At 70.2% G+C, this 17,007-nt stretch carries 15 protein-coding genes and 1 riboswitch; of the genes, 7 read left to right on the top strand and 8 right to left on the bottom strand.

Annotated elements, in window-relative coordinates; all coding sequences use genetic code 11:
- The first annotated feature begins 12 nt into the window (after window positions 1-12).
- The gene (creD, locus tag AC07O8_RS02860) at window positions 13-1,437 is read left to right on the top strand and encodes a cell envelope integrity protein CreD (protein ID WP_495046593.1); all 1,425 of its coding nucleotides are present in this window, start codon (window positions 13-15) and stop codon (window positions 1,435-1,437) included.
- Between the two features lie 70 nt (window positions 1,438-1,507).
- Window positions 1,508-3,211, top strand: a complete 1,704-nt coding sequence (locus tag AC07O8_RS02865) for a GMC family oxidoreductase (protein WP_495046594.1) — start codon at window positions 1,508-1,510, stop codon at window positions 3,209-3,211.
- A gap of 12 nt (window positions 3,212-3,223) precedes the next feature.
- On the opposite strand, the gene AC07O8_RS02870 is transcribed toward AC07O8_RS02865, so the two are convergent.
- Both AC07O8_RS02870 and AC07O8_RS02875 read right to left on the bottom strand, forming a co-directional pair.
- A complete protein-coding gene (locus AC07O8_RS02870) occupies window positions 3,224-4,600 on the bottom strand; it encodes a leucyl aminopeptidase family protein (RefSeq protein ID WP_495046595.1) in 1,377 nt (458 codons plus the stop codon).
- A 258-nt stretch (window positions 4,601-4,858) separates the two neighbouring features.
- Window positions 4,859-5,269, bottom strand: coding sequence for a thioredoxin family protein (locus AC07O8_RS02875; RefSeq protein ID WP_495046596.1), 411 nt, complete (start codon window positions 5,267-5,269; stop codon window positions 4,859-4,861).
- Window positions 5,270-5,490: 221 nt separating this feature from the next.
- Between AC07O8_RS02875 and AC07O8_RS02880 the strand changes: the two genes are divergently transcribed.
- Complete coding sequence (locus tag AC07O8_RS02880) at window positions 5,491-5,655, top strand: hypothetical protein (RefSeq protein ID WP_157522821.1); 165 nt, start codon at window positions 5,491-5,493, stop codon at window positions 5,653-5,655.
- A 65-nt stretch (window positions 5,656-5,720) separates the two neighbouring features.
- On the opposite strand, the gene AC07O8_RS02885 is transcribed toward AC07O8_RS02880, so the two are convergent.
- The 4 genes from AC07O8_RS02885 to AC07O8_RS02900 form a co-directional block, all read right to left on the bottom strand.
- Window positions 5,721-8,051 (bottom strand): DEAD/DEAH box helicase, encoded by a 2,331-nt coding sequence (locus AC07O8_RS02885; protein ID WP_495046597.1) that lies wholly within the window; start codon window positions 8,049-8,051, stop codon window positions 5,721-5,723.
- Window positions 8,052-8,138: 87 nt separating this feature from the next.
- Window positions 8,139-9,314 (bottom strand): hypothetical protein, encoded by a 1,176-nt coding sequence (locus AC07O8_RS02890; protein WP_495046598.1) that lies wholly within the window; start codon window positions 9,312-9,314, stop codon window positions 8,139-8,141.
- A gap of 149 nt (window positions 9,315-9,463) precedes the next feature.
- Window positions 9,464-9,967 (bottom strand): hypothetical protein, encoded by a 504-nt coding sequence (locus AC07O8_RS02895; protein WP_495046599.1) that lies wholly within the window; start codon window positions 9,965-9,967, stop codon window positions 9,464-9,466.
- Window positions 9,964-10,644, bottom strand: a complete 681-nt coding sequence (locus AC07O8_RS02900; RefSeq protein ID WP_495046600.1) for an RNA polymerase sigma factor — start codon at window positions 10,642-10,644, stop codon at window positions 9,964-9,966. Before AC07O8_RS02900 ends, AC07O8_RS02895 begins: the two co-directional genes overlap by 4 nt.
- Window positions 10,645-11,215: 571 nt before the next feature.
- On the opposite strand from AC07O8_RS02900, the gene AC07O8_RS02905 reads away from it, so the two are divergent.
- Together AC07O8_RS02905 and AC07O8_RS02910 are read left to right on the top strand one after the other, a co-directional pair.
- Window positions 11,216-11,977 carry a TSUP family transporter gene (locus AC07O8_RS02905; protein WP_495046601.1) on the top strand — a complete coding sequence of 254 codons (762 nt, stop codon included), beginning with the start codon at window positions 11,216-11,218 and terminating at the stop codon, window positions 11,975-11,977.
- 141 nt (window positions 11,978-12,118) lie between these two features.
- A complete protein-coding gene (locus AC07O8_RS02910; protein WP_495046602.1) occupies window positions 12,119-12,937 on the top strand; it encodes an HDOD domain-containing protein in 819 nt (272 codons plus the stop codon).
- A gap of 58 nt (window positions 12,938-12,995) precedes the next feature.
- Here AC07O8_RS02910 and AC07O8_RS02915 read toward each other — a convergent pair whose 3' ends face one another.
- On the bottom strand, window positions 12,996-14,294 hold the full coding sequence (locus AC07O8_RS02915) for a GGDEF domain-containing protein (RefSeq protein WP_495046603.1): 1,299 nt from the start codon (window positions 14,292-14,294) through the stop codon (window positions 12,996-12,998).
- 153 nt (window positions 14,295-14,447) lie between these two features.
- On the opposite strand from AC07O8_RS02915, the gene AC07O8_RS02920 reads away from it, so the two are divergent.
- Window positions 14,448-15,116, top strand: a complete 669-nt coding sequence (locus tag AC07O8_RS02920; RefSeq protein ID WP_495046604.1) for a hypothetical protein — start codon at window positions 14,448-14,450, stop codon at window positions 15,114-15,116.
- 50 nt (window positions 15,117-15,166) lie between these two features.
- Window positions 15,167-15,339: riboswitch (FMN riboswitch) on the top strand.
- Between the two features lie 104 nt (window positions 15,340-15,443).
- On the top strand, window positions 15,444-15,929 hold the full coding sequence (locus AC07O8_RS02925) for a 6,7-dimethyl-8-ribityllumazine synthase (protein WP_495046969.1): 486 nt from the start codon (window positions 15,444-15,446) through the stop codon (window positions 15,927-15,929).
- Between the two features lie 117 nt (window positions 15,930-16,046).
- Here AC07O8_RS02925 and AC07O8_RS02930 read toward each other — a convergent pair whose 3' ends face one another.
- Window positions 16,047-16,988: a pseudouridine synthase gene (locus tag AC07O8_RS02930; protein WP_495046605.1), complete on the bottom strand. Its 942-nt coding sequence runs from the start codon at window positions 16,986-16,988 to the stop codon at window positions 16,047-16,049.
- Between the last annotated feature and the right edge of the window lie 19 nt (window positions 16,989-17,007).

The raw sequence follows: 17,007 nt of genomic DNA on the forward strand, positions 1-17,007 counted from the left end.
AGGAGAAGGACGATGCAGAAGAAGGCGCTGTGGTGGAAGCTGGTGATCCTGGGCGGCGTGACGCTGTTGCTGCTGGTGGTGCTGATGCGGATCGGCTGGCTGGTCGACGAGCGCCAGAATCGCCAGCGCGATGCCGAAGCCAGCGTTGCCGCAGCCCAGGCGGGACCTCAGGTCCTGCTCGGCCCGATGGTGCAACGCAGCTGCACGGAGGAGTGGGAGTCCGTCAGCGGCACCGGCAAGGACCTCACGAAGACCCCGGAGCGGCGCGACTTCGTGCTCTCGGCGGTTCCGACCGAACTGAAGGTCGACGGTGCGCTGAATCAGGAGCAGCGCGAGCGCGGCCTGTTCAAGGTGAACGGCTACGCCGGCGAAGTGACGCTGCAGGCGCAATGGGCCTCGCTCGGTGCGCTGACGCCGGTGGCGGAACACAAGGGCAAGGTGGACTGCGAGGACCCGCGCGTGATGTTCGCCGTCAGCGACGCCCGGGGGCTGCGCGCCGTGAGCGTCAAGCGCGGCGCCCAGACCCTGCAAGTCCGGCCCGGTACCCGTCACGACAGCTACTCGCACGGGTTCCACGCGTCGCTTCCGGACCAGGCGGTCGACCAGCCGCTGACCTTGTCGTTCGCGATCAACCTGGTGGGAATGACAGATTTCGGCATCGTGCCGGCCGCCTCGGTGACGCAGGTCAAGCTGCGCTCGAACTGGCCGCATCCGAGCTTCGGCGGACGTTTCCTCCCGATGTCCAAGACCATCAGCGAGCGCGGCTTCGAGGCGCAGTGGCAGGTCACCGAGCTCGCCACGACGGCACCGCGTGACCTCCTCGCCGGGTTCTCGCTGCCCGGTGTCGAGCGCGACCCCGATGCCGGTCGCGCCTATGCGCCGAACCCGGTGCCCGGGCGCGAGCGCGCCTCGGGCGTCGTGGCCGACACGCTGGCGTTCTCGATGATCGACCCGGTCAATCCGTACGTGATGAGCGACCGCGCCATCAAGTACGGCCTGATGTTCATCGTGCTCACCTTCGTCAGCGTCGGCCTGCTGGAACTGCTGTCCCGCCGCCGCGTGCATCCGGTGCAGTACCTGCTGGTCGGTCTCGCGATGACGCTGTTCTTCCTGCTGCTGCTCAGCCTGTCGGAACACCTGAGCTTCGCGCTGTCCTATGCGTTGGCGGCGGGCGCGGCGATCGGACTGCTGACCTTCTACGGCGCGGCCATGCTCGGCACGGCGCTGCGCGGCCTGGGCTTCGGCGCGCTGGTGGCGGTGCTCTACGGCGCGCTGTTCATCCTGCTCAACCTGGAGAAGGCCTCGCTGGTGGTCGGCGCCTCGCTGCTCTTCGCGGTGCTGGCGGCGGTGATGATGCTGACGCGACGCATCGACTGGTACGCGCTGAACGGGCGCACTGCGGAGCGCCCGGAAGAAGAGCCCATCGGCTCTTGGTGACAACGTGCTTGCCGGCCGCCCGTGCCTCGGTCAGCATGGGTCTTCACAGACCCATCACGACAAGAGAGACATGGGCGGAGACAACGCAAGCAAGGACCGCGAAGCGGCGCCCGAAACCGGCTCGGGCCGCTTCGACTTCATCATCGTGGGCGCCGGCACCGCCGGCTGCCTGCTGGCCAACCGCCTCAGCGCGGACACCTCCAAGCGCGTGCTGCTGCTGGAGGCCGGCGGCCGCGACGACTACCACTGGATCCACATCCCCGTCGGCTACCTGTATTGCATCGGCAATCCGCGCACGGACTGGCTGTTCAAGACGGAGCCCGACGCGGGCCTGAACGGGCGCAGCCTGCGTTATCCGCGCGGCAAGGTGCTGGGCGGGTGCTCGAGCATCAACGGCATGATCTACATGCGGGGCCAGACCCGCGACTACGACGGCTGGGCCGAAGCGGCCGGCGACGACGCGTGGCGCTGGGACGCGGTGCTGCCCTACTTCCGCGAGCATGAAGACCACTGGCGCCTGGACGAGGGCGCCGAACGGCCTACCGGTTTCGACCCCGCGATGCACGGGCACGGCGGGGAGTGGCGCGTGGAGAAGCAGCGCCTGCGCTGGGCGGTGCTGGACGCGTTCGCGGCGGCGGCGCAGGAGGCCGGCATTCCCGCGACGCCCGACTTCAATCGCGGCAACAACGAGGGCGTGGGCTACTTCGAGGTCAACCAGCGCAACGGCTGGCGCTGGAACACGGCGAAGGCCTTCCTGCGCCCGGCCTGCTACCGGCGCCCCAACTTCGAGATGTGGACCGGCGCGCATGCGCAGCGGCTGCTGTTCGAGCAGGCCGACGGCGAGGTCCGGTGCGACGGCGTGCTCGTGCGCACGCCTCACGGGCTGGAGACGGTCCGCCTGAACCCCGGCGGCGAGGTGCTGCTCGCGACGGGTGCGATCGGTTCGCCGCAGCTGCTGCAGCTGTCGGGCCTCGGGCCGGCGGCGCTGCTGCAACAGCACGGCATCGAGGTCGTGAAGGATCTGCCCTGCGTCGGCGCCAACCTGCAGGACCACCTGCAGATCCGCGCGGTCTTCCAGGTCGACGGCGTCAGCACGCTCAACACCTTGGCGTCGAGCTGGTTCGGCAAGGCGCGCATCGGACTCGAGTACGCGCTGCGCCGCACCGGCCCGATGAGCATGGCGCCGTCGCAGCTCGGCGCGTTCGCGAAGAGTGGGCTGGACAAGGACTGGCCCGACCTGCAGTACCACGTGCAGCCCTTGTCGCTCGACGCGTTCGGCGAGCCGCTGCACGCGTTCAACGCGTTCACGGCCAGCGTCTGCAACCTGAATCCGACCAGCCGGGGCACGGTGGCGATCCGCAGCCCGGACGCGGCCGACGCGCCGCTGATCGCGCCCAACTATCTCAGCACCGCCGAGGATCGCGAGATCGCCGCACGCAGCCTGCGGCTGACGCGACGCATCGTCGAGCAGCCGGCGCTGTCGCGTTATCGGCCGCGCGAGCACAAGCCCGGTGTCGAGTTCCAGACCGACGAGGAACTGGCCCGCCTGGCCGGCGACATCGCGACGACCATCTTCCATCCGGTCGGCACCTGCCGCATGGGCCGGGCGGACGACCCGGCCGCCGTCGTCGACAGCCGCCTGCGTGTGCGGGGCGTCGCCGGCCTGCGGGTCATCGACGCGAGCGTCATGCCGACGATCACCAGCGGGAACACGAATTCGCCCACGCTGATGATCGCGGAGCGCGCCGCCGCCTGGCTGCGCGCCGGGGAGTGATCCAGACGCCGATCAGGCGCTGAAACGTTCCTCGATGTAGGCCAGCAGCGTCCGGATCGTCTGCGCCTCGCCGCCGACCGGGCGTCCCGGTCGCGCGATGTCGTTCCAGGCGAACAGGTCGATGTGCAGCCAGTCCTGCTCGGCCGGGACGAAGGCTTCCAGGAAAAGCGCCGCGTTGATCGCGCCGGCCAGCGCGCTGCGGCCGGTGTTCACGATGTCGGCGATGTTGGACGTGATGCCTTCCTTGTAGGGCGCCCACAGCGGCATGTGCCACAGCGGATCGTCCATCTTCAGGCCCAGGTCGACCAGGTCGCGCGCCGTGTCCATGTGCTTGGAGAACAGCGCCGGCAGCTGCGCGCCCAGCGCGATGCGCGCGGCGCCGGTCAGCGTGGCCAGGTCGATGATCAGCTCGGGCCTGGACTCGGTGGCGTAGGCGAGGGCGTCGCACAGGATCACGCGGCCTTCGGCGTCGGTGTTGCCGATCTCGATGTGCAGGCCCGCGCGGGTCTTGATCACGTCGCCCGGACGGTAGGCGTTGCCGCTGATCGAGTTCTCCACCGCCGGGATCAGCACCTGCAGGCGCACCGGCAGCTTCAGCGCCATGATCAGCGTGGCCAGGCCCAGCGTGTTGGCCGCGCCGCCCATGTCCTTCTTCATCTGGCGCATGCCGTCGGCGGGCTTGATGTCCAGGCCGCCGGTGTCGAAGCACACGCCCTTGCCGACCAGGGTCAGCCGGGGGTGCTTGTCGCTGCCCCAGTTCAGTTCGATCAGGCGGGGCGCGCGGGTGCTCGCGCGGCCGACGGCGTGGATCGCCGGGAAGTTCTTCTTCAGCAGGTCGTCGCCGACGATCTCCTTGAACTTCGCGCCGTGCTGCTTGCCGACGACGGCCGCGGCCTTCGACAGCTCTTCCGGGCCCATGTGCTCGGCGGGGGTGTTGACCAGATCGCGCACCGCGGTCATCGCGGTCGCGATCGCCAGCCCGCGCTGGCCGTCCGGGCTGCTCTTGATCAGCAGCTGGGCCGGTTCGCGCTTGCGCGGCTTGTACAGGTCGAACTGGTAGCAGCCCAGTTCCCAGGACAGCGCGGCGGCCTCGTCCTGCAGCGGCAGGCCGTCCGGCGACAGGGTGTAGGCGCCTTCAGGCAGCGCGAGCGGCAGCGCCGACAGCGCGAACGGGTGGGCGGCGTGGGCCACGCCGGCGAAGACCTGGGCGAGCTTGCCGTCCTCGCCCGGCACCAGGGCGAAGGTGTCAGGTGCGGCGGAGAAGCCCAAGGTCGCCAGCCATTGCTGGGTGCGCTTGGGCAGCTTCGGAGCCAGGGCTTGATAGGCGGCGCGATCCAGCGCCAGGATGGGCGTGGCGCGAGCCACCGAATTCTTGAATTGGACGTTCATCGATGCACCGGCTCGCCGCGGGTCGCGCGGATGGCCAGCCTTGGGGTTGGCGGTGGGCCATTCTCGCTCGGGCTGCCGTACTTCCGCCGCCGCTGGCCCTCACCCCCACCCTCTCGCGCAAGCGGGAGAGGGAGCAAGCAGAGCGCTGGCGAGCCTCCGTCTCCGCTCGCGGGAAAGGGGGTAGGAAGGGTGTCGGGGTGGCCCCCTCTCCCGCACCGCAGGAGAGGGTGGGGGTGAGGGCCGGGGTCTGGGAACCGCTCAGCAGGACTGCCGCAGACGAGACAGCAGCGACTGCGCCGCCGCGGTCGTACCGGCCGGCGCATTGGGACTGGCGGCGGACATCGCCGGGTTGTCCTGAGCGGCCTGGATCAATCGTTGAGCTGCCGCCGGCCCGGGCAGCACCGGCCCGATGAAGCACACCCGTTCGCCCTGACCGATCAGCAGCGTCGGGAAGGTCTCGACCTCCAGATCGTCGACCAGTTCCGAGTCGTCCTCGATGTCCACCCACAGGAAGCGGGCGCCGGGGTGCTGCTGGCGCAGCGTGGCGAAGTCGTCCCGATAGGTATCGCAGGTCCGGCACCAGGCGGCGCACAGGCAGGCGACCAGCAGGTCGGACGACCCCTCGGAAGCGGGCGCCGGCACCGGCGAGGAAGAGGAAACGGCGGACATGGGGTCGGAGCTTAGCCGAGTTGCCCCCGGCTCGAACCTGTTCGCAATACGTCCAAGGCACCGTCCTGGTGCCTGGCGGGTGAGGATGGCGCGAGCTTTGTTCAGATTTGTGAGCAGCCTGTCAACGGCCTCCCGACGGGCTGCGTTAGCTGGCACAAAGCGGTCATTGCAAGCGGTCTTCCCCCGCGACACGCCGCTGAAAGCCAAGAAGGTCCCCGACCATGATGAAGTCCCAAACCCGCACCGAATCCCAGCCGCGCCGCCTCCCGATGCCGGAACTGGCGCAGCACGACAAGGGCCGCAAGCACGAGGCCTTTGAAGTCGCCAGCCTCGGTTGCGACCGCCGCAGCGTCGCGCGCGCCCTGCGCTTCGACCGCAAGCGCTGATTCCGGGCGCCGGGCCGCTCCGAGTCCGGGCGGCGGCCTCCGCCCGCCAAGCGCCCCCCGCGCCGTCAGTCCTCGTCGTCCGAGGACTGCAACGGCGCCAGCAGCCGGTCGATTTCGTCGGCGCTGAACTTCTGCAGACGCTCTCCCCCGTCCCGGCCCAGCAGACCGTCCGCCAGCGCCCGCTTGCGGGCCTGCAGCTCGAGCATCCGCTCCTCGATCGAGCCCTCGATCGCCAGCTGATGGACGAAGACCGGCCGGGTCTGCCCGATCCGGTGCGCCCGGGCATGCGCCTGCGCATCGACCGCCGGGTTCCACCACGGGTCCACCTGGATGACGGTGTCCGCCGCCGTCAGCGTCAGTCCCACGCCGCCGGCCTTCAGGCTGACCAGCATCAGCGGCGCCTCGCCCGCCTGGAAGCGCCGGACCACCTCGCCCCGCTTGCCTTCCGGCGTGTCGCCGGTCAGCTTCATCAGTGGGATCCGCAGCTCGGCCATCGCGTCCTCGATCAGGGCCAGCATGCCGGTGAACTGGGAAAAGATCAGGATGGTCCGCCCCTCGGCGATCATCTCGGGCACCTTCTCCTGGATCCATGCCAGCTTGGCCGCTTCCATCCCCGGAGGGAGCGCGATGCCCGGCACCAGGCGCGGGTCGCAGCAGACCTGGCGCAGCTTGAGCATCGCGTCCAGCACCGACATCAGGCCGGTGCCGAAGATCTCCGAGTCCTTCAACAGCCGCCGCACGAGGTGGTCGGCGCCGATCCGGACGCTTTCATACAGCTGGCGCTGGCGCCCCTGCAAGGGGATGCGCTGGGTGAGGACCGTCATCGGCGGAAGGTCCTTGGCGACCTCTTCCTTCAGGCGCCTGAGGATGAAAGGCCGCACGCGGGAGGCCAGCTCCCGGGCGCGGCGGGCGTCGCCGGTCTGTTCGATCGGCTTGCGCCAGTGCCGCGCGAAGGATCGCGCCTCGCCGAGGTAGCCCGGCATCAGGAAGTCGAACTGCGTCCAGAGCTCGCCCAGGTGGTTTTCGAGCGGCGTGCCGGTGAGCACGAGGCGCTGGTTCGCCTGGAGCCGGCGCAGCGCCCGCGCCGCCCGCGAGCGAGGGTTCTTCACCGCCTGTGCCTCGTCCAGCACGAGGACTGAGAACGTCGGCTTCGAGAGCGCCCTTACCTCGCGCCACGCGAGGCCGTAGCTGCACAGCAGCAGGTCGATGTCGCCCAGGCGCTGCATCACCTGCGCCCGCTCGGCCGGATCGGACAGGGTCGCCACCCTCAGGTCGGGCGCGACGCGCGCGGCCTCCTGCGTCCAGTTGAAGATCAGGGAGGTCGGCGCGACGACCAGCGCCGGCGAGTTCAGCCGCCCGGCCTGCTTCTCGACCATCAGATGCGCCAGCGCCTGCGCGGTCTTGCCCAGGCCCATGTCGTCGGCCAGGATGCCGCCGAGCGCCTGGCGCGCCAGGTACTGGAGCCAGGCCAGGCCCTGCAACTGGTAGGGGCGCAGGGTGATGCCCAGCCCTTCCGGAGCGGGGTGTGCCGGCGGCGGTCCCGCATCGCGCAGGCGTTCCCACATCGTGCGCAGTTCATCGGCCCCGTAGACCTGCCAGCGGCTGTCCGGCATGTCGAGCGCCGCCAGCCGCGCCGCTTCCCACGAGGTGAGCTTGACCGGTCCGCGCCGTGAGCGCTGCGCGACCAGGACGTCCAGCAGGTTGAGCATCAGGCGCTTCAGCGGCGCCGCCGTCGAATGCAGCCGCCGGCCGCCCGGCGCTTTCAAGCTGATGATGGCATCGTCGTCGATGCCGGCGATCGCGTCGGCGTAGAGCCAGCGCCGGTCCTTGCGCAGCAGGTCCCAGATCATCGGCGCGAGGTCGACGCGCTGCCCTTGCACCGTCACGCCCAGGCTGAGCATCCACGAGCCCTTGCGGCGCGAGAGCGCCAGGGTCGGCAGGCGGTCGCCGGTGCCGGGGGCGATGGCGGTCTGGACGTCGACCGGCTCCTCGTCCTCCGGCTGGATCTCCAGCGACCACGCGTCGATCGCGACGCTGTGGTGCGCGAAGCCGGGCAGGAAGTCGACCTCCCAGCCGAGCTGGCGCAGGCGGGGCACCTCGTCGGCGGCGAAGTCGGGGAACAGGTCTTCCTGCTCCAGCGTCCAGCACGGGGTCAGGCCTCGCCCGAAGGACGCGTCGCGCCACTGCAGCATCTCGACGTCCACCGGGTGCAGCGGCAAGGCCTGCCATTGCTCGAGCGCCGCCGGATCCGCCGGCCAGCGCGCCAGCCGCAGCAGCGACACGCGATCGCCGCGCGGCCCCAGCTTCCCGTGCGGCCGCAGGCCGAGCAGGCCGTCGCCGCGGTTCAGCGTCTGCAGGATCAGTTTCGGGGGAAGCGGGGAAGGCGGCGCGGTCATCGAGGGTCATTGTCGACGCGCCGCCGACCGGCCGGCGCGATGCGCCGAGTCAACGCATCGAGGCAAAGCGCCGAGTCAAGGCACCGCTCAGCCTTCCTTGCTCTCCTTGCTGTCCTTCGGCGCACGCGGCTTGGGCAGGCCCGTCTTCGCGTAGTCCGCCGGCACGCGCATCAGCGCGGCCTCGGGTTCCGCGCGGCGGATGTTGCGCAACTGGTAGTTCTGTTCGCCGCTGCGCGGATCCTTGGTCTGGACGCTGACGGTGACCTTCAGGTCGGGAGACGTCCACACCTCGCGGGAGATGACGATCGGCTTCTCGTTGCCGATCTTGCCCGCCGGAATCGTGCGCGTCGTGCGTCCGCCGGTGACCTTGAGTCCGTCGATCTCCTTGGGCGGCAGGTTGCTCGGTGGCGCGTCCTGTCCGTTGAGGATCAGCGGCTCGATCCGCATCGCCACGGCCGGGGGCAGGGGCGACATCGGCGCCAGCGGGCCCAGGGAACCCGGCGGCGTCTCGACGCGGATGACGCGGACCTCCTGGCTGCTTTCCCCCGAGGCGATCACGACCGGCGTGGCGATGCGCGTGTTGACGTGAACCGACGGTGCTGTCGGTGCCGCCGGTGCCGCCGGTGCGGCCGGGGGCTTAGGCGCCTCGACGCGCTGCGCCGTCTCGCCCGGGCCGAAGCTCTCGCGCGCCCAGTCGCGCATCCGTCGACCGTATTCGCGCATCTTGTCGTTGTAGTCCCGCATCTTGTCCTGGTACTCGCGCATGCGTTCGCCGTACTCGCGCTGGGCCTCGGCGTCCACGCGCCCGCCGCCGAGATAACGCGCGGTCTTGCGTTCGGGATCGAGCAGCCAGTTCTCACCGCTGACGGCGTCGCGGAGATAGACCACCTTGCGCCCCTGGCGTTCGACTTCCTGGCGCGTCCGGCCTTCGCCGTCGCGGCACAGCTGGCTGGTCTGCTGATGGACGATGCGATTGCCGTCGGCCAGCGGCTGGACGGTTTCATGCACGGCCTGGGCGCAATACGGCGCACCCTTGACGACGCGTTCCGCGCTGAGGATGTGCATCGCGACGCCGGATTCGGCGATCAGTTCGGCGACGTCGGGCACCGGCGGCGTCGGCGGGACGGGCGGCACGACGGCGGGCATCACGGGCGGCGCGGGAGGCGCCGGCCGGGCGTCCGGTTCCGGCGATGCATGGGCGGGCTGGGCCTGGACCGCGATGGCGGCGAGCGCCAGGGCGAGGGTGGTGAGGGAAGTCTTCATGGCGGTCTCCAGGGAGGGAAACGGGTCGTTGTTCAAGGGAGCGGCGAGGGAATCTGGGAGTGGCGGGGTCGTAAAACTGCGGAACTGCGGAACTGCGGAACTGCGGAACTGCGGAACTGCGGCGCTGTGGTCCTGCGGTATCGGATCGATCAGGGCATGACCCGCATCGCGAGCACGTCGCCCGAGGCGTGCACCAGCAATTCGGCGCGCACCGGCGCGGCCGCGTCGGCGGGGTCGTAGGGCAGGCCCAGCAAGGCCAGGCGCTCGCGCGGGACCTCCGCGGGCACCAGCCAGGCGTTGCCGGTCCCGGCCTTCTCGAACGCGGCCCAGCGGTCGGCGGACACGAGCACGATGAAGCCGCTGCCGGGATTGCCCATGACGGTGGCGCCCGATTCCCCCGGCGGCGCGGAACCGAGCAGCCAGACGCAGGCAACCAGCACGGAGGCGCACAACGCCGGGCCGGCGAGCGCCCATCTCCAGCGGCCGGCCCGGGTGGCCTTCTGACGGGCGGCGAACTGCTGGCGCATCGCGCCGAGCACGGCGTCGTCGCGCTCGAACGGCGGCGTGCGCTGGCGCAGGTCCTGGGCCACGGCCCACAACCAGTCGGCCAGGCGTGCGGTGCGGGGCGGTGAGGTGTCGGTGGTCTTCATCATGCGGACTTCGATGAGCGTTCGATCGCGTCCGCCGCGGCGGACGACAGGGGCCGGGACTCTTGCTGCAACGCGGCCAGCAGGCGCGCCCGACCCCGGTGAAGCCGGGTGCGCAGCGTGTTGAGCTCCACGCCGGCGATGCGGGCCGCCTCGGCGTAGGCCCGCTCCTGCAGATCGACGAGCACGATGGCCTCGCGGAAGGTCCAGGGCAGGGTCTGCAAGGCCGCCCACACGCGCGCCTGGTCCTGTGCACGGACCAGCTGCTGTTCCGGCGCATCGGCGGGGTCGTGGCGGGCGTCTTCCGCGTCCTCGTCGTGGGCGACCGGCAGGTCCCGCCAGCGCGCCAGCAGGTGATGCCGCGCCATGCCGGCAAGGTAGGCACCGAGCGGACCTCTGCCCGCGTCCCAGCCTTCAGGCCGGCCGGCGAATTGCACGAAGGCCTCCTGCATCGCGTCCGCCGCCCAGTCGGACTGGCCGCACAGCGCCAGGGCGTAGCGGAAGACGCCGGGCGATTCGCTGCGATACAACGGTTCCAGCGCGCTCGCGTCGCCCTGGCGCAGCCGGCGCACCAGCGCTTCGCTGGCGGCGACATGAGAGGGCGGCGGGTCACGCTCGCTCCCGGCCAGGGAACCGGCGGGGTCAGGGCGGGCGCGGCCGGCCAGGCGGGTCCAGAAGCTCATCGGGCGTGCGGCGTGCGTTGCGTGGTGGGATGTTGAACGTATTGCGCGGGCGGCTCGAAAAGTTCCCGGCTCGCACACAAGAATTTCATCCACCAATGCGCGGCGGCGGTTCTGCTTCTGCCCGCCCCCTTGTTTCAGGGGAATGACACCGCCACGCCACACCGGGCGGCCCTCGCCCGGGGAGCGAGAACAGTGCACCGTGCGATGTTCGCAAATCGTTTTCGATGGGGCCATTTCGTGCAAGTGAGCGCCGGCCAACCGTTCCATCTTGGTGCATCCGCCAAGTGAAAACCCCAAGTGCGTGCACGGGGGCCGGGTCCTAGCATCCACCCCACTCGACGCGACACCCGTCCCGCGCCGGCGACAAGCCGGCACCAAGGGGGTTGCCTACGGGGGCTGAGGAGACAAAACAGATCAGACCAATTCGAACGAACAACAGTGACACTGTCACAATTCGCGGGCACCTGGATCAGGTGCCCGTTTTGTTTTCGTGGCCTGGTTTTGCGCGCATCCCGCGATCGTTCTCGGCCCGTGTCCGCGGCCCTGGAGCCGCCCTTGCGAGTCGTTGCAGATGATCGAGTTGTTGACCGCGGCCGTGGCGTCGCTCCTGGCCGGATTCGTCGATGCCGTCGTGGGCGGCGGCGGACTGATCCTGGTGCCTGCGCTGTTCAGCGTCTATCCGAACGCCGCGCCCGCCACCCTCTTCGGCACCAACAAGGGCGCCGCCATCTGGGGGACGGCCTGGGCCACCCACCAATATGCCAAGCGCGTGTCGCTGCCCTGGCTGGCGCTGATGCCGGCGGCGGCCGCCGCGCTGGTCGGCAGCTTCGCCGGCGCCTGGGCCGTGACGCAGGTGGACCCGAGCGGCCTGCGCAAGGCCTTGCCGGCGATCCTGCTGGGCGTGCTGCTGTACACGCTGGCGAAGAAGGACCTCGGCCGGCACCATGCCCCGCGCCACGAGGCCGCGACACAGACGCTGATCGCCAGCGTCATCGGGCTGACGATCGGCTTCTATGACGGCTTCTTCGGGCCGGGCACGGGCAGCTTCTTCGTGTTCCTGTTCGTGCGGCTGCTGGGGTTCGACTTCCTGCACGCCTCCGCCACGGCCAAGCTCATGAACACCGCCACCAACTTCGCGGCACTGGTGCTGTTCGCCGCCAAGGGCCACGTCTGGTGGCACGTCGCGGCCGTGATGGCCGTGGCCAATGTCGTCGGCAGCCTGGTCGGCACGCGCATGGCCCTGGCCAAGGGCGCGGGGTTCGTGCGGGGCATGTTCGTCGTCGTGGTGTCGCTGCTCATCCTCAAGACCGGTTACGACGCCTTCCTCCGCTGAACCCGGGACCGGCTGGCCGCGCACCGCCCCGCGGGCACGCCAGACGCCCTTCGAACAACACCCCGCCGGCTGTCCGCCAAAGGCGGGATGCCGGTGGCCCACCGCCCGGGCTACCATCTGACCAAACAACCGCTGACCACCATGCCTGTCGATCCTCAACTCCGCGCGCTGGATATCGAGATCCCCACCCAGCCGGACGTGCTGGTCAAGCTCTCGCTGCTGATGGCGGACGAGGACATCGACCTGCAGGCCGTCTCGGGTCTGGTGGAGACCGACATGGCGCTCGCCGCCGCGGTGCTCAAGGCGGTGAACTCGTCGCTGTACGGCCTGCGCGGCCGGGTGCAGACGGTGCACCAGGCGCTGACCTACCTGGGCATGCGCGAGGTCGCCGCGATCACCTTCGAGATGGGCCTGCGCGCGGCCTTCCCGCCGGCCGTCGAGCTCGAGCCCGTGTGGACCCGCGCCGCCAAGCGCGGCCTGCTGATGGGCCGCATGGGCCAGATGCTGGGCGTCGACCCGTGGGCGGCGCATTCGGCGGGACTGTTCGAGGAATGCGGCAAGGCGGTGCTCTACCGCCATGCGCCGGGGCATTACCCGGCGATGCTGCGCGCGACCGCCAGCGACAAGGAGCTGGTGCAGCTGGAACACACCGCCTTCGGCGTCAGCCACGACGCGCTGGGCGCGGCGCTGTGCGAGAGCTGGGGCCTGGCGCCCGCCGCGGTGGCCAGCGTGCGGTACCACGTGCAGCTGCAACATGAGCTGCTGATGCCCGAGGCGATGCAGCGCCGCGGCGTCGGCGCGATCTCGCTGGTCGCATGGACGCTGATGAACAAGCCGGAAGCGCTCGACGAGACGGTGATGGCCATCGCGCCGCAGGCGCAGCTCGACGAGACGCTGATGCTGCGCGCCGCGCGCCGTGTCGAGGAGCAGCTGCAGCAGGCCGAGTCCCGCGGCCGTTGACGCCCGACTCGACTGCCCGACGGCCCTGCCCGGCGCGTCTGCGGACGCGCCCGGCGGCTCACGACGCGATGCAGAGCCGATCGCGCCCCATGCGCTTGGCGAGGTAGAGCGCCTCGTCCGCCGCCTGCAGCAAGGCCAGCGGGCCCAGGTACGGATGACCCGGCTGCGAGGCCGCGAGGCCCGCGCTGATCGTCACGATCGCTTCGTCCGACGCGCCGTCCGGCAGCGCGCCATGCGGCACCGCCAGGGCTCGCCAGCCTTCGCGCAGCGCTTCCATCAGCCCCTGCGCGGCCTCGATGTCGAAGCCCGGCAGCAGTACCGCGAACTCCTCGCCGCCCAGGCGGGCGACGAGGTCGGTGTCACGCTGGAAATGCTCGGCGAGCAGCCGCGCGAGTCGACGCAGCACCTCGTCGCCGGCACTGCGTCCGTGACGCTCATTGAACGGCTTCAGGTGATCGACATCGAGGATCGCCAGCGCCAGTCGTCCCTGGTCGCGCTGGGCGCGCTTGAACTCACGCCGCAGCGCCGCATCGAACTCCCTCCGATTGGCGATGCCCGTCAGCGCGTCGTGGCGTTCCATCGAGGCCAGCTCGCGCCGCTTCACCTCGAGGGAGCGCTCCGCCTGCTGCAGCGCGTGATGCTGGCGCGCGATCTCTTCGCGCAGCTCGCGCCCGCGGGACTGCTCGCGATGGAGCTCGTCGCCCAGCGAGGTCCGCACATGGTCGAGCGCCTGCTCCAGCTGCAGCAACTCGCGCGGACGCGGTTCGCCGGGCTCGAGCCAGGTCAGGCTCTGCGGCGGCAGCGTCGGATCGAAGCGGCTCGCCTGCGCGGACAGGTGGCTCAACTGCCGCAGCAGCCAGCGGTCCAGCACGAGCGCGGCGACCAGGCCCAGCACCGTCGCCAAGGCCAGATGAAGCAACGCGGAGCGCAGCAGCGGGTCGTGCCTCAGCGTGTCGCCGACCGTCGCGGCCGAAGCTTGCAGGCGCAGCTCGCCGCTGCCGGCCAGTGAGAACTCGGCGATCTGACCGGGTTCCCCCTCGTCGTCGGCAAGGGCTCGGAACTGCTCGCCGCCGCGCGTGCGCAGTTCGACGCGACGCAGGTTGTGACGCGTCAGGATGTGATGCAGCAGGCCGTGCAGCGCCTCGGGCCGTTCCAGCCGCTGCTGGAGGCTGTAGGCCAGCGGGCCCGCATAGAGCAGGGGGATGGCGCTCAGCTCCGCGTCGGCTTCGGCGGCGCGACGCCGCGTGGTCTCGCGCAACTGCCAGCCGCTGGACAACGCCACCAGCAGCAGTCCGAACACGAACAGCGCCAGCAGCGGGCGGGCGCCCACCGAGATGCGGATGGCCTTGTGGGTCATGCGTGGATGCCGAGGTTGCGACGGAAGTCGCGCTATACGCCGTCAAGTCATCGTCAGGCCATTGTGCCGAGCCGTGTTCGCTGGTTTCCCCGGGGAAACTCCAGGCAGGGGCGGGTCGCAGAATGGCCCCCCACCACACCTCAGGGGGAGGCGATGAAACGAACTGGTGTGGCCGCGTGGCTGCTGCTCGGCGCGAACGCTGTCTGGGCCGATCCGGGTTACTACCTCGTGCGGCCGTACAGCGAGGCCGGTCAGGCCACGCTCGACCTGCGCTACTGGCATGTCGATCCGCCGGACGAGGCCGCCACGCTGTGGCCCGAAGTCGGCCTGCGCTACGGCGTGAACTCGCGATGGAGCACCGAGCTGCTGCTCAGCTGGATCGGCCCGACCTTGCATGAGCAGACCCTGAGCTCGATCAACTGGGTCAACCAGATCCTGTTCACGCAGGGCGACACGCCCTATGACCTCGGTCTGCATCTCCAGGTCATCCGCAATCGGGGCCAGGGCAACGCCATGGAAGTCGGTCCGATCTTCCAGACCGAATGGGGAATGACGCAGCTCAATCTCAACGTCTTCTTCAGCCACGACGCGGGGTCGCGACGTCAGAACCAGACGAAGCTCCAATGGCAGGCCTTGCACCGCTGGCAGCCCGGTTGGCGCCTCGGCGCGCAGGGTTTCGCCGAGCCGAAGTCGTGGCGGGCCGGACCGGTCGCGCGGATCGAACTCGGCGGACGCGCCGAACTGACGGCGGCCTACCTCTGGGGGAACACCTACCGCAGCCGTGGGGACATGCTGACCGCCTCCCTTCAGGTGGGCTTCTGAAACCTAGAATCCGCCCGCCCCGCACACCCTTCTTCCGAAGGCGCGCGGGGCAGCGTTCTCAGGGCGGGGTGGAAGTCCCCACCGGCGGTATCCGGGGCGCGGTCGACAGACCGACGACCCCGGGAGCCCGCGAGCGCCCGGCACCGCCCTTGTGGTGCCGGGGTCAGCAGACCTGGTGAGAGGCCAGGGCCGACGGTCACAGTCCGGATGAAAGAGATCGCGTCCATCGTCGGCCTCGCGGGCCGGCGCAAGCGTTCGCGCCTGCGCCGCCCGGCGGCCGCGTTGTGCGTGCGCGCCCTGATTCATCGTTCCAACCGAAGGGTTCACATGAATCAGACCAACCCCCTCCACTCTCCCTCCTCCGCCGTTCCGCGCGTGGCCATCGTGTCCGCGAGCTGGCATGCCGACCTGGTCGGTCGATGTCGCGAGGCCGCCGTCCGTGGGCTCGAAGCCAGCGGACCCGTCCGCGTCGAGACCTTCGACGTCCCCGGTGCCTTCGAGATCCCGCTCCACGCGATGAAGCTCGCGCGCAGCGGGCAGTTCGACGCGGTGCTCGCCTGCGCGCTCGTCGTCGACGGCGGGATCTACCGCCACGATTTCGTCGCGCAAGCCGTCATCGACGGGCTCATGCGGGTGCAGCTCGATACCGGCGTGCCGGTGTTCTCGGCGGTGCTCACGCCGCTGGCCTTTCATGAGCACGCGACGCATCACGGGTTCTTCCATGAGCACCTCGCGATCAAGGGCACCGAGCTCGCTGGCGCCTGCCGGGCGACGCTCACAGCCTTGCGCAGGCTCGAGGCGTTGAACGCCTGAGCGCCTCGCTGACGGCGCTCGCATGCCGTCGCCAAGCGCGGCCCTGCACAGGGTAGGAGGCCTCGCGTCCGCGAACCTCCCACCCTGTTCCGGGCCCGGTGAGACCCGTGGGGCGCGCTACGAGCGTGTCGCTGCGGCGGTCAGCTGGAGCGAGGTCACGAACTTCCTCGGCTGGCCAGTCACCGGATCGGTGAAGGCGATCTCGCGCGCGAGCAACTGCAGCGGACGCGTGAAGTCCACGCTGTCCTCGACAGGCTGCAGCACCGGATAGATGCGGTCGTTCTCGATGGGCAGGCCCAACGCGCACAGCTGCGCGCGCAGCTGATGCTTGACGCCGCTGTGCGGACGAAGTTCGTAGCGGGCGCGATCGGCGCCGAGCCGCTCGATCAGCGCGATGCGCGTGCGCGCATTCGGCACGGCATCCGGATCGTCGACCGTGCGCATCTGCATGAAATCGACCGGATGTTCCTCGAGCAGGCTTTCGTACTCGAAGGGCAGTCGCCCGTCGATGTCGTTCCGCCACGGCGCGATGGCTTCATAGACCTTCTCGACGTCACGATCACGGAACAGCCGCTGGTACGCGTCGCGCGTGGCCGGTTGCACCGAGAACAGGGTCAGCCCCGCCGTCTCGCGATCGAGCCGATGCACCGGACTCAGGTCCGCCAGGCCCGTGTCCCGGCGCAGCCGCGTGAGCAGCGTCTGCTGCACGTAGCGACCCTTGGGCGTGACCGGCAGGAAGTGCGGTTTGTCGGCGACGAGCAGGTGATCGTCGAGGTGCAGGATGCGGGCCTCGAAAGGCACCTGCGGCTCGTCCGCCAGCCAGCGCCAGTAGTAGAGGCGGCGTTGCGCGCGATGCGGCGCGTCGGGCGTCAGCGGCTTACCTGCCTCGTCGAGCACGTCGCCGCGGGCCATCCGGGCGGCCCAATCGTCGCGCGCGACCAGGGGCAGGCGTTCAGCCAGGAAGTCCAGCACCAGCGCCCACGGCCCCGGCGGACAGGCGAGCGCACTCGCGGCGACGCCGTCGCGCAGCGGCAGGGCAAGCTTGGTCGGACGTGCCATGGGGGAACGAAGCTTCAGC

This window comes from Roseateles sp. GW821-FHT09G09, assembly GCF_059415965.1.